Raw genomic sequence first — 11,805 nt, 5'->3', positions numbered from 1 at the left:
TCCCGGCTCGGGGGAAGAACGGAGACAGCCCGGCACGGGAACCGAAGTCAACGGTGACGAAAGAGAATTCTCATGACCGCAGCCCAACCGACATACCAGGAGATCGTCGACGAAAACGGGCGGACGTACCGGATCGGGGAGAGCCCCCGGGACCTGATGGGCCGGTCCCGCAGCTGGATGGTCTGGCTGCCGTGGGTGGCCATGATGGCGGTGAGCGTGTTCGAATACGGCTGGGGAGCCGTCGAGGGAACGCTCGAAGAGAAATACGGCTGGTCCTTGTCGGACGCGTTCTGGCTGGCCAGCATCTGGGCCGTGTTCCAGGCCGGGGTCGCTTTCCCGGCCGGGCGGCTGCGGGAGAAGAACATCGTGTCGGCGAAAACGGCGATGCTGGCCGGCGCGGTGTGTTCCGGGATCGGCTACTTCTCCATCGCGCACAGCGGAAATCTGGTGGTGGCGTTCATCGGGTATTCGGTGCTGGGCGGCATCGGCGCCGGGCTGGTGTACGCGACGTGCATCAACATGGTCGGCAAATGGTATCCGGAGAAACGCGGCGCCCGCACCGGGTTCGTGAACGGCGGGTTCGCTTACGGTTCGGTGCCGTTCATTTACCTGTTCAGCGCTTTCCTCGGGCATGAGAACGTGACGATCACGCTCGACGCGATCGGCCTGTACATGCTCGTGGTGGTCGGGCTGTGCGGCTTCCTGTTCAAGGACCCGCCGAAGAACTGGTGGCCCGCCGAGGTCGACCCGATCGCCTGGCTGAAGGGCAGCGCGGCGGGCAAGGCGAAGAGCCTGGCCAAGAACCCGCCCGCGGTGCGCCAGTTCACGCCGATGGAAGCGATCCGCACCGGCATGCTTCCGCTGATGTGGGTCACGCTCGTGGTGATCGGCGGCGTTTCGTTGTTCGGGATCAATTTCCAGGTCGATTTCGCCAAGGAAAGCCAGTTCGGCGCGTTTGTAGCGGCGTCCTCGGCGGGAATCCTGGCGATCGTGAACGGGGTCGGCCGCGGAATCGTCGGCTGGGCGTCCGACCGGATCGGGCGCAAAGCGACGTTGTTCTGGGTGCTGGTGATCGCGGCGCTCGCGCAATTCGGCGTGCTGTGGTCGGGCAAGACGCACAGTTTGTTCTGGTTCATGGTGTTCGCGGTGCTGACCGGTTTCGGCAGCGGCGCGTTCTATCCGCTGTTCGCCGCGCTGGTGCCGGATTACTTCGGCGAAAACCACAACGCGACCAACTACGGCATCGTCTACAGCGCGAAACTGGTGGGCGGTGTCGGAGGCGGCGGCTTGGCGGCCGGGGTGATCGCCGCGTGGGGCTACACCGGTGCGTACGTGCTGGCCGGGTGCATCGCGTTGCTGTCCGCGGTGATGACGCTGTTCTTGCGCCAGCCTGGGCGTTCCGGGCGTGGCGCAACGGAAAAGGCGGGCAAGCAAATCGCCCGCACCGCCCCGGCGGCCGGCAGCTGAGCACCCCGCTGGTCCGGGAGCGACGGGACGGCTGGCATCCGCCCCGTCGCTCCCGGACCGCTGTGCTCTACTCCGACGCGCCGGGCCGTTCGTGGAACGCCCGGCGCGTGCGTTCGGTGTGCTGCGCCATGATTTTCTCAGCCTTGTCGACGTTGTGCGCGGCGATCGCCTCGATCAGCGCGGCGTGCTCCTGCCACGCGTCGCGCCCGCGGGGCCGCGCGATCGGCGTGTAGTACCAGCGCACGCGGCGGTCGACCAGGCCGATCAGCTCGGACAGGACCGCGTTGCCGGTCAGCTCGGTGATGTAGGAATGCAGGTCGGCATTCGCCGCGACGAGCCGCTCGCTGTCGTCCGCGGCGAGGGCCTTCATGCCGACGTCCTGCAATTCCCAGAGGCGCTTGATGTCCTCGTCGGTCGCGCAGGCAGCGGCCAGCCGCGCGGAATGGGTCTCGAGGACCGCCCGGACGCCGAGCAACTGGTCGGCTTCTTCGTCGGTGGGCAGGTGCACGAACGCGCCCTGCGCCGGCCGGAGGTCGACCCAGCCTTCGCTCTGCAGCCGTTGCAGCGCCTCGCGCACCGGCTGGCGGCTGACCCCGAGGTACTCGGCGAGATCGGCCTCGACGAGATGCTGCCCGGGTTCGAGCGTGCGGTTGATGATCAGCTCGGCGAGCGCGTCGTACACCACCTGCCGCAACGGCGCGGGCCGCTCCACCCGGCTGCCGCTCTTGCCGGCAAGCGACCCTTTCGCCGTCCGGCGGCCGGTAGGCCCGCGTTCGGGCAGGGGGGAAACGGACTCGGTCACGGTGCACCTCGGGTGGTGGGATCTGCGGCGGGATTCGAGGAACTCAGTTTTCAGGATACAGGTTTTGGTATGCAAAATCCCGGGATTCTGGATCGGGTGTGCGATGTTCCGCCGGAAGTGGATGGGCGGGTGGTGACGGAGGCGGATGGACGGCTGGTGGCCTCCGGCCCGGCCCGGCCAGGCAAGGCAAGGCAAGACAGGGCAAGGCCAGGCGAGGCGAGGCAGGGCAAGGCCAGGCGAGGCGAGGCAGGGCGGGGCAGGGCAAGGCCAGGCGAGGCGAGGCAGGGCGGGGCAGGGCAAGGCCAGGCGAGGCGAGGCAGGGCGGGGCAGGGCAAGGCAGGGCAGGGCAGGGCGGGGCAGGGCAAGGCAGGGCAGGACGGGGTGGGAGCACCACCGGATGCCGCCGCGGGACGGGCCTGGCGTGGGGCGGCTGGGCCTCGTGGCCATGGAGGGGGTCGACGCTGAAGGTGCCGGTCTCTCTGCAGCGGAGAGAGTCCCGCGAAACCGGTCGCCAGTGACTGGCGGCGGAGCGAGGCCGGCCGCCGCATGCACCTGGCGGTGAATCGAACTCTCCGTCAGCCAGCAGGTGCCGCGCCCGGCGGCGTGAACCCAGCTCGGTCCGGCTGTCGCCCGCGTCCGGCAGCGGGTCAATCCCGCGCTGCCTGTCCGCGGAAGCGTCGGCGGCAAGCACCCCGCAGCCCGCCAGCGAATTAGGCTAACCTAACTCCATGGGGATCATCCGTGCGGTGCCGGACCTGGAACGCGTCGTGGGCGAACGGCCGCTGCCGGTCATGATGAAGTCGATCGACCACCTCGACCCGCATTGCCGCACGTTGCTCCGTCACAGTCCCGCCGGTGTGCTCGGCTACGTCGATGCCGGGGGTCGGCAGCGGGCCGAGATGGTCGGCGGGACTCCCGGGTTCGCGAAGCCAAAGACCGAGTCGCGGCTGAAACTCCCGGTTCCGTCGGACGTCGCACCAGGCACCGGGGCCGCGCTGCTCGTGCTCATCCCGGGATGGCGCGAGACCTTGCGGATCAACGGAACTCTCGCCGAGGACGGGCTTCTCGTCGAGGAAGCGTTCCTGCACTGCGGCAAGGCGGTGATCCGCTCGAACCTGTGGGGTCCGACCGCGACTCAGGACACCGACGTCGTCGAGGAGGGCTCGGCGATCGGGCCCGCGGCGGCTGCTTTCCTCGCTGCCTCGCCCTTCGCGGTGATCACGTCGCGGGACGGCTCGGGACGCGCGGACGCCAGTCCCAAGGGCGATCCTCCCGGAGTGGCCCGAATGATCGGACCGGCGACGGTCGTCCTCGCGGATCGGCCGGGCAACCGGCGCACCGACACGTTCCACAATGTCGTCGAGCGTCCCGAGGTGGCTGTAGTGGCCGTCGTCCCCGGGGACACCCGGACGGTGGAGATCACCGGGAAGGCGTTCATCAGCACGGAGTCCGCGCTGCGCGAGTCGATGACCGAGCGCAATCGCACTCCGAAGACGGTGCTGAAGGTGGAAATCGAGACCGTCCGGCTCGCGCGGAACGCAGCGGTGCGCGAAGCCGGATTGTGGGACGCCGCCCGGCACGTCGACCCGGCTGACCTGCCGCGTTCGTCGACGATCTGGACCGACCACCTCAACCTGAACGAGACCGCCGGCGAGGCCGCGAACCTGGTGCGCACGGGGGTGAACGAGCAGCAGCTGCGAGCCGGTCTCGAACAGGACTACCAGCAGAATCTGTGACGCGCCAAGGCTGCCGAGGGTGGTCGCGGGACCGGGGAAGATAACTCAAATGACCGATGTCCGCCTCGGCGATCTCCCGTAGCGTGAGGCGGGCCCAGTCGTCGACGTTGCGAGGTCCGGATGGCTCAAGAACGCATGACAACCGACACCGACGCGGCCGCCAGCGGCCTGCTGCTGAGCGTGGAACCGCTGACCGCCGCGGTCGACCGCGGCAAGGCCAACGGAGCCGTAGCCGACAACGACGGCAACGACTAGCCGTTGTCCCGCTCCATGACGGAGATTCCCGGACTGGCCGGCCTCGTGGCACCGCTCGAGGCCGGCCAGTTCTTCGCAGAGGTCCTCGGCAAGGAGCCGCGGCGGTTCCCGGGGGAGAAGGGGCGGTTCGCGGCGCTGCTCCCGTGGCCGGAGCTGGACCGGGTGCTGCGCCAGCACCGGCTGGAGTTCCCCCGGCTGCGGCTGGCGCGCGACGGCGACGTCGTCCCCGCCCACACCTACACCGAAATGGTCTCGACCCGGCGCAACGGCCAGGTCCCGCGCGTGCTTTCGGCCCCGTTCGCCGAACACCTGCGCGCCGGCGCGACGCTCGTGCTCGACTCGGTCAACGAACTGGTCGACGAGGTCGGCGAGCTGGCGGGCAGACTCGAACACGACTTGCGCGAGCGGATCCAGGTCAACCTGTACGCGGGCTGGGGCACCACGCACGGCTTCGACGTGCACTGGGACGACCACGACGCGTTCATCATCCAGCTCTCCGGCCGCAAGCGGTGGCGGCTGCACGGCGTCACCCGGCGTTCGCCGCTGCAGCGGGACGTCGAGCTCCCGGAACGTCCGGAGGGCGAGCCGCACGACGACTTCCTGCTGGAGGACGGCGACGTCCTCTACCTGCCGCGCGGGCATTGGCACGACGTGTCCGCCGTCGGCGAGGAGTCCCTGCATCTGACGATCGGGTTCAACGCCGCCACCGGCGTGGACCTCGTGGCGTGGCTGGCGGACCAGCTGCGGTCCGACGAACTCTTCCGCGAAGACCTGCCCCGGTTCGCCGATCCGGACGCGCGGGCCGAGCGAGCCGAAGCGCTGCGCAGTCGGTTGGCGGAGCTGGCGGCGGGCGACGTGGTCGACCGGTTCCTCGCCGACCGGGACGCCCAGGCCCCGGCCCGGACCCGCGTCGGCCTGCCGTGGGCGGCGACGGCGGAACTGCTGCCGCCGGACGACGACTTCGAGGTCCGGCTGCTCGTCCCGCGCGCCGCGCTGGCGGACGGCGAGGGCACGGTGGCCCTGGTCGGGGCGGGGAAGCGGCTGGTCTTCGCCGAGGCCGCGCGGCCGGTGCTCGCTGCGCTGCTGGGGTGCGGGCCGCAGCCGTTCAAGGTGCTTGTCGACGCCGCGCCGGGGGTGCCTCCGGCGACGGTGCGGGCTTTGCTGGGGGAGTTGGTGGTGCAGGGGCTGGTGGCTCGGGCTTGAGCCGGGTTTTCTCCGGACGCACCCTGGCGATGGCGGGTGCGCTCTCGGCGGAGTTGGTGGCGCAGGGACTGGCGGCTCGGGCTTGAGCCGGGACTTTTCCGGGCGCGCCCTGGCGATCGTGGGTGCGCCCTTGAGGAAGTAGTTGCGCAGGGCATGGTGGCCGAAGCGTGTTCGGTGTGCTCCCGGCGACGGGCTCTTGGGCGAACCTGCCGCCTCGCCCGCGGTTCGGGGGCCGAGCACTGCCCGATCGAGTGATGTCGCGCGCCGGGGACGGTCGCCTCGGAGGGGCGCGACGAGCGGTCAGCTATACTTAGGCATGCCTAAGCCCGACGTGCGGCACTCGGGCCCGGGAATCTGCTTCCCGGGCCGGAATGCCGCGCCCGGATGCGCCGCGCTGACTCGCGAGCTCGGTGGCGAGCCTGCCGGGACTGCTGCGCGCATGACGTCCTGGTTGCTGGTCGAGCAGCCAGGTTCGTGGGGTCCGGACGCGCTCGAAGACGTGCTGGCCGCCGTATTTCCCGCCGAGCGTCTCGATGCCGCGCGCGCCGCCGGCCTGCGTCCGCTGCTGATCCGGAAGCCGGGGCGGCACGTGCGGGAACCCGGCGCTCCGCGTGCGGTTTACCTGGCCAGCGGGCTGCCCGGCAACCGTTGGACCGAACGGCTCGACGTCGCTGACCTGGACGAACTCGCGCACTTCGACCTCGAAGCGGTCGCCGCCGGACGGCGCGGGCACGGCGAACCGGTGTCCGGTCCGCTCTTTCTCGTGTGCACGCACGGCAGCAAGGACATGTGCTGCGCGGTTTTCGGCCGCCCGCTGGTGGCCAGCTTGGCGCAGAACCATCCCGGGCGGGTGTGGGAGGTCAGCCACGTCGGTGGGGACCGCTGGGCAGGCAACCTCCTGACCGTGCCCGACGGCTACCTCCACGGCAGCCTCGCGGTTCCCGAAGCCGAACTGGTGGCGAAGGAGGCGCTCGGCGGCAACGTCCGGTTCGAGAATCTGCGCGGTCGCACCTCGGCGGAGAGCGCGTGGTCGCAGTTCGCCGAGATCGAGGTCCGGGGCCGTACCGGTCTGCGCGGACTCGACGCGGTGCTGGCCGTCGCTGAGGAATCCCGGGGCGAGGGCCGGAGCGTGCTCGTGGAAGCGGGCGGGCGGCGGTACGAGGTGGTGGTGCGCCGGAGGGCGTCGACGGCTTCCGGGCACAGCCGGTGCACTGCGCGGCTGGTGCTGTCCGGGTTCGTGGCGGAGTCGGTGCGCGAGGTCTGACCTCGCTGGCTGCACCGTTCGGTTCAGCAGTTTCCCTTGAGCCACAGGCAGAGTGACAGGCCAGTTGGCGACTTTGAGCAAGGCAGTTCCGCGAACCTCGAGCAGGCTGACGGAATGCTCTGACCGCGCCATCCCGCCGGAATGACTGCGGGAGTCCTTCCTCGCCGTACCGGACCGCTGTGCGTCACCACGGCATCCTCGCGTCACCACGGCGGCCCCTGCGTCACCACGGCGTCCTCGCAACGCCACGGCGGCCCCTGCGTCACCACGTCCTCGTCGCATCGCCACGGCCGTTCTTGCGTCACCACAAGCCGCCCCTGCGTCATCGCCGCTTCCGATAACCAAAGTCTGGCCCCGCATCCACCACACGGGATACTGTATGCAATCTAACGTCGGCAGGATCCGGACCGGGAGGCAACCATGCGGGTGGCGGTTCTGGGCGCGGGAGCGATCGGCGCGTACGTCGGCGCGGCCCTCCATCGCGGCGGCACCGAAGTCCACCTCGTCGCACGCGGAGCGCACCTCGCTGCGATGGCGGCGGACGGGGTGCGCGTCCTGAGCCCGCGCGGCGACTTCACGGCGCGTCCGCACGTCACCTCGGACCCGCGCGACATCGGGCCGGTCGACTACGTTTTCCTTGGCCTCAAAGCACATTCGTACCCGGACTGCGGCGAGCTTCTGGAGCCTCTCCTCCACGAGAACACCGCGCTCGTCGCGGCGCAGAACGGGATTCCGTGGTGGTATTTCCACGGATTGACCGGCCATCCGCTGGCCGGACGTCGCGTCGAGGCGGTCGATCCCGGCGGGGCGACCAGCCGCGTGCTCGCCGTCGAGCGGGCGATCGGCTGTGTCGTCTACTGCTCGACTGTGATCGAGGAGCCGGGCGTCATCCGGCATCTTGAGGGCACGCGGTTCTCCCTTGGCGAGCCGTCCGGCGAAACTTCCGTCCGCTGCCGGAACCTGGCCGACGCGATGGTCGCGGGCGGGCTCAAGGCCCCGGTCGAGCCGAGGCTGCGCGACGACATCTGGGTCAAGCTGATGGGCAACGTCGCGTTCAATCCGCTGTCCGCGCTCACCCGGGCGACGATGGCGCAGATGTGCGAGCACGACGAGACCCGCGCGCTCGTCGCCGAGATGATGGCCGAAACCCTCGCGATCGCCCGGGCCGCGGGCGCGGATCCGCAGGTCTCGGTGGAGAAGCGGATCGACGGCGCGTGGCGGGTCGGGCACCACAAGACGTCCATGCTCCAGGATCTGGAAGCGGGCAAACCGCTGGAGATCGACGCGATCGTCGGCGCGGTCGTGGAACTCGCGGACCTGACCGGCGTCCCGGCTCCCGCCTTGCGGCACGTCCACGCCGCGATCGGGCTGCTCAATCGCACGAGCACGCCGATTCCAGTCGGCTGAAACAAAAAGTGACGAAAAGTCCACTGTGGACTCAGAGATGACCACTGTGGACAGTTGGCCTTGAATCCTCTCTCTGCGGCACGCGCGCGACCAATGTCGAACGACGCCCCTGTGGATCTTGCCGCCCCCGCGCGCCGGGGAAACCTGCCCGTCGACCGTTGACCGAAGCCTCTGCGTCCAGCTATTCTCGAACTACGGAAGAAAACTTCCACAAAGCGAAATTAGCTGATCGAGATGTGAGGAGCCGAGGTACTCATGACCGGTCCCGCCGGGGAGCGGCACTCGCTGCCCTACACCGCCAACCTGTCGATCCTGTTCACCGAACTCCCGCTGCTCGAGCGCGCGCAGGCCGCTCGGGCAGCGGGCTTCACCAAGGTGGAGTACTGGTGGCCGTTCGACAGCGCCGACCCGTCCGGAACCGACGTCGACCGGTTCGCGCGGTCGGTCGAGAAGGCGGGCGTCCAGCTGACCGGGCTGAACTTCTACGCGGGCGACATGGCCGCGGGCGAGCGAGGGCTCGTGTCGTGGGTCGGCCGCGAGGCGGAGTTCGCGACGAGCCTGACGGTCGCGCTCGGGCTCGCCGAACGGCTCGGCTGCCGCAGCTTCAACGCGCTGTACGGCAACCGGATCGACGGGGTCGCACCGTCCGAACAGGACGATCTGGCCCGCACGCACCTCGCGACCGCGGCGAAAGCGGCCGAGGGCATCGGCGCGCAGCTGGTGCTCGAACCGCTGTCCGGCGCCCCGGCGTACCCGCTGAAGACCGCGGCCGACGCGGTCGCGGTGCTCGACGAGCTGGGCCTGGACAACGTCCGGCTGCTCGCGGACCTCTACCACCTGGCGGTCAACGGCGACGACCTCGACACCGTGATCGCCCGCCACACCCCGCGCACCGGGCACGTGCAGATCGCCGACGCGCCGGGCCGGCACCAGCCGGGCACGGGGGAGCTGGATCTCGAAGGACATCTGGAAAAGCTGCAGGCGGCGGGCTACGCCGGACCGGTGGGCATCGAATACAAACCGGACGGTTCCACTGTGGACTCGCTGACCTGGCTGCCGTACGAGCGAAGGGGAAACTGATGAGCAGGATCGGGTTCATCGGACTGGGCGTGATGGGCACGCCGATGGCCGCGCACCTGGCCGCCGCCGGACACGAGGTGAGCGGGTTCGACCTCAACGCCGACGCGCTGGCCAAACTGGAAGCCGCGGGCGGCCGCGCGGCCGACGACGTCGCCGACGCGGTGTCCGGGGCCGAGGTCGTGATCACCATGCTGCCGAACCACCCGCAGGTCGAGCAGGTCGTGCTCGCCCCCGGGGGCGTGCTCGACACGATCGCGCCCGGCACGCTGCTGGCCGACATGAGCACCATCCGGCCGGAGACGTCGATCGAGGTCGCGAAAGCCGGTGCGGCCAAGGGGATCCGCGTGCTGGACGCGCCGGTGTCCGGCGGCCAGGCCGGAGCCGAGCAGGCCGCACTGTCCATTATGGTCGGCGGCGACGAGGCCGATTTCGCCGCGGCGAAGCCGGTGTTCGACGCGCTCGGCAAGACCGTGGTGCACGTCGGCCCGCACGGCGCGGGCCAGGTCGTGAAGGCGGCCAACCAGCTGGTGGTGGGCGGGATCTACGGGCTGGTCGCGGAGGCGATCGTGCTGCTGGAAGCGTCCGGAGTGGACGCGGGCACCGGGCTCGACGTGCTGGCGGGCGGTCTCGCCGGAAGCCGGATCCTGGAATTGAAACGGAAGTCGATGGTCGAGCGGCGGTTCGAGCCGGGCTTCCGGATCGACCTGCACCACAAGGACATGGGCATCGCGCTCGCCGCGGCCCGGCAGTCCGACGTGGCGCTCCCGCTGACCGGCCTGGTCGCGCAGCTGGTCGCGGCCGGGCGGGCGATGGGCTACGGCTCGCTGGACCACTCCGCGCTGCTGAAGGTCGTCGAAGAACTGTCCGGCCGCTCGTCCGAGGAGGTTTGACCATGGCCCGAGTCCCCGCTATGCAGGCAGTCGTCGACGTGCTGGTCGACGAAGGGATCGACGTCGCCTTCGGCTGCCCGGGCGCGGCGATCCTGCCGCTGTACGACGCGATGCAGGGCCGCGGCATCGACCATCTCGTGGTCCGCCACGAAGAAGGCGCGACGCACATGGCCGACGGCTGGGCGCGCACGACCGGCAACGTCGGCGTCGCGATCGGCACGTCCGGTCCGGCGGGCACCAACATGATCACCGGCCTCTACACCGCGCACGCGGACTCCGTCCCGATCCTGTGCATCACCGGGCAGGCCGCGACGACGAAGCTGCACCAGGAGGCGTTCCAGGCGGTCGACATCGTCGAGATCGCGCGGCCGGTCACGAAGTGGGCGGTCCAGGTGAAGGAAGCCGCGCAGCTGCCGTGGATCTTCCGCGAGGCGTTCCGGATCGCGAGGTCCGGACGTCCCGGCCCGGTGCTCATCGACCTGCCGATCGACGTGCAGAAGCAGATGATCGAGTGGGATTCGTCGATCGATTCGGCGTTGCCGGTCAGCACGGTCAAGCCGTCGCCGGCGCGCGTCGAGCGGGCGCTGGACATGCTGCTGGCCGCCGAACGCCCGCTGATCCTGGCCGGCGGCGGGGTCGTGCTCGGCGAGGCGAGCGACCCGCTGCGGCAGTTGGCGGAACGGCTCGGCGTCCCGGTCGGCGTCACGCTGATGGGCAAGGGCAGTTTCCCCGAGGACCACGAGCTGTTCGCCGGCATGGCGGGCATCCAGACGTCGCAGCGCTGGGCCAACGCGGCGTTCCTGGAATCCGACCTGGTCCTGGCGCTGGGCGCGCGGTTCGGCGACCGGCACACCGGCGAGCTGTCGGTGTACCGAGGCGACCGGAAGTTCATCCACGTCGACATCGAGCCCACTCAGCTGGGCAAGGTGTTCGGACCGGACCTCGGCGTCGTGTCGCACACGCGGGAGTTCCTGGAAGCGCTGCTGGCGGCGCTCGACGCGCGCACCGCTCCGGCGCGGGACCGCGCGTGGGTCAAGCGGCTCGGCGACCTCAAGGCCGAGCTGCCGCGCAAGGAGGACTTCGAGTGCACGCCGATCAAGGCGCCGCGGGTGTTCAAGGAGCTCAACGAGTTCTACGGACCGGAGACCTACTTCGTCACCGCGATCGGGCTGTACCAGATCTGGTCCGGGCAGTTCCAGCGCGCGCACCTGCCCCGGCACTACCAGGTGTGCGGCCAGGCCGGGCCGCTCGGCTGGGAGATCCCGGCCGCGATCGGCGTCAAGAAGGCCCGGCCGGAGGCGGAGGTCGTCGGCGTGGTCGGCGACTACTCGTTCCAGTTCCTGGTGGAGGAGCTGGCGGTCGCCGCACAGTACGACGTCGGGTTCGTGCTGGTCATGCTCAACAACGAGTACCTGGGCCTGATCCGCCAGTCCGAGCTGCCGTACGAGATGAACTACCAGGTCGACATCCACTACGACGACCACGGCACGGACAACGTGAAGATCATGGAGGCCTACGGCTGCTCCGGCACGCGCGTCGAGGACCCGGGCGAGATCCGGTCGTCGCTCGAATGGGCGCGCAAGGAAGCCGAACGCACCCGGCGGCCGGTGCTGGTCGAAATCATGATCGAACGCGAGGGCAACGCCGCGATGGGCGCCGCACTGGACGCGGTGCGCGAGTTCGAAGCGGCCGACTGACGGG

Annotated in this window: 10 protein-coding genes; 8 read left to right on the top strand and 2 right to left on the bottom strand. The window is 70.0% G+C overall.

All coding sequences use genetic code 11. From position 1 onward, the window contains the following. Positions 1–72: 72 nt before the first annotated feature. The gene (locus ACFXI3_RS24930) at positions 73–1,467 is read left to right on the top strand and encodes an OFA family MFS transporter (RefSeq protein WP_344275630.1); all 1,395 of its coding nucleotides are present in this window, start codon (positions 73–75) and stop codon (positions 1,465–1,467) included. Between the two features lie 67 nt (positions 1,468–1,534). Here the strand turns inward: ACFXI3_RS24930 and ACFXI3_RS24925 are convergent, their stop codons facing one another. Next, positions 1,535–2,269 (bottom strand): GntR family transcriptional regulator, encoded by a 735-nt coding sequence (locus tag ACFXI3_RS24925; protein ID WP_378402513.1) that lies wholly within the window; start codon positions 2,267–2,269, stop codon positions 1,535–1,537. 728 nt (positions 2,270–2,997) lie between these two features. Between ACFXI3_RS24925 and ACFXI3_RS24920 the strand changes: the two genes are divergently transcribed. The 3 genes from ACFXI3_RS24920 (at position 2,998) to ACFXI3_RS24910 (ending at position 6,727) form a co-directional block, all read left to right on the top strand. Next, positions 2,998–4,005: a pyridoxamine 5'-phosphate oxidase family protein gene (locus ACFXI3_RS24920; protein WP_378402511.1), complete on the top strand. Its 1,008-nt coding sequence runs from the start codon at positions 2,998–3,000 to the stop codon at positions 4,003–4,005. A gap of 270 nt (positions 4,006–4,275) precedes the next feature. Further along, positions 4,276–5,463: a cupin domain-containing protein gene (locus ACFXI3_RS24915; protein WP_378402509.1), complete on the top strand. Its 1,188-nt coding sequence runs from the start codon at positions 4,276–4,278 to the stop codon at positions 5,461–5,463. 316 nt (positions 5,464–5,779) lie between these two features. Beyond that, positions 5,780–6,727 (top strand): sucrase ferredoxin, encoded by a 948-nt coding sequence (locus ACFXI3_RS24910; protein WP_378402507.1) that lies wholly within the window; start codon positions 5,780–5,782, stop codon positions 6,725–6,727. Between the two features lie 203 nt (positions 6,728–6,930). Here the strand turns inward: ACFXI3_RS24910 and ACFXI3_RS24905 are convergent, their stop codons facing one another. Then, a complete protein-coding gene (locus ACFXI3_RS24905) occupies positions 6,931–7,053 on the bottom strand; it encodes a hypothetical protein (protein ID WP_378402505.1) in 123 nt (40 codons plus the stop codon). A gap of 94 nt (positions 7,054–7,147) precedes the next feature. Here ACFXI3_RS24905 and ACFXI3_RS24900 point away from each other — a divergent pair, with 94 nt between their 5' ends. The 4 genes from ACFXI3_RS24900 to gcl all read left to right on the top strand — a co-directional run bounded on the left by ACFXI3_RS24900 (position 7,148) and on the right by gcl (position 11,801). Continuing rightward, entirely contained in the window at positions 7,148–8,134 is a 987-nt protein-coding gene (locus ACFXI3_RS24900; RefSeq protein WP_378402503.1) for a 2-dehydropantoate 2-reductase, read from the top strand. A 255-nt stretch (positions 8,135–8,389) separates the two neighbouring features. Beyond that, positions 8,390–9,214, top strand: a complete 825-nt coding sequence (locus ACFXI3_RS24895) for a hydroxypyruvate isomerase family protein (RefSeq protein ID WP_378402501.1) — start codon at positions 8,390–8,392, stop codon at positions 9,212–9,214. Beyond that, on the top strand, positions 9,214–10,104 hold the full coding sequence (locus ACFXI3_RS24890; protein WP_378402499.1) for a 2-hydroxy-3-oxopropionate reductase: 891 nt from the start codon (positions 9,214–9,216) through the stop codon (positions 10,102–10,104). Before ACFXI3_RS24895 ends, ACFXI3_RS24890 begins: the two co-directional genes overlap by 1 nt. A 2-nt stretch (positions 10,105–10,106) precedes the next feature. Beyond that, a complete protein-coding gene (gene gcl / locus ACFXI3_RS24885) occupies positions 10,107–11,801 on the top strand; it encodes a glyoxylate carboligase (protein ID WP_378402497.1) in 1,695 nt (564 codons plus the stop codon). The last annotated feature ends 4 nt before the right edge of the window (positions 11,802–11,805 follow it).

The organism is Amycolatopsis sp. NPDC059235, from assembly GCF_042754125.1.
GTDB lineage: Bacteria > Actinomycetota > Actinomycetes > Mycobacteriales > Pseudonocardiaceae > Amycolatopsis > Amycolatopsis albidoflava.
This window is presented reverse-complemented; position numbering and strand designations above follow the sequence as displayed.

Excerpts from the sequence above, each read along its gene's own strand:
- ACFXI3_RS24930 (WP_344275630.1), top strand. The coding sequence starts at position 73 with ATGACCGCAGCCCAACCGACATACCAGGAGATCGTCGACGAAAACGGG.
- ACFXI3_RS24920 (WP_378402511.1), top strand. The coding sequence starts at position 2,998 with ATGGGGATCATCCGTGCGGTGCCGGACCTGGAACGCGTCGTGGGCGAA.
- ACFXI3_RS24915 (WP_378402509.1), top strand. The coding sequence starts at position 4,276 with ATGACGGAGATTCCCGGACTGGCCGGCCTCGTGGCACCGCTCGAGGCC.
- ACFXI3_RS24910 (WP_378402507.1), top strand. The coding sequence starts at position 5,780 with ATGCCTAAGCCCGACGTGCGGCACTCGGGCCCGGGAATCTGCTTCCCG.
- ACFXI3_RS24905 (WP_378402505.1), bottom strand. The coding sequence starts at position 7,053 with ATGACGCAGGGGCGGCTTGTGGTGACGCAAGAACGGCCGTGGCGATGC.
- ACFXI3_RS24900 (WP_378402503.1), top strand. The coding sequence starts at position 7,148 with ATGCGGGTGGCGGTTCTGGGCGCGGGAGCGATCGGCGCGTACGTCGGC.
- ACFXI3_RS24895 (WP_378402501.1), top strand. The coding sequence starts at position 8,390 with ATGACCGGTCCCGCCGGGGAGCGGCACTCGCTGCCCTACACCGCCAAC.
- ACFXI3_RS24890 (WP_378402499.1), top strand. The coding sequence starts at position 9,214 with ATGAGCAGGATCGGGTTCATCGGACTGGGCGTGATGGGCACGCCGATG.
- gcl (WP_378402497.1), top strand. The coding sequence starts at position 10,107 with ATGGCCCGAGTCCCCGCTATGCAGGCAGTCGTCGACGTGCTGGTCGAC.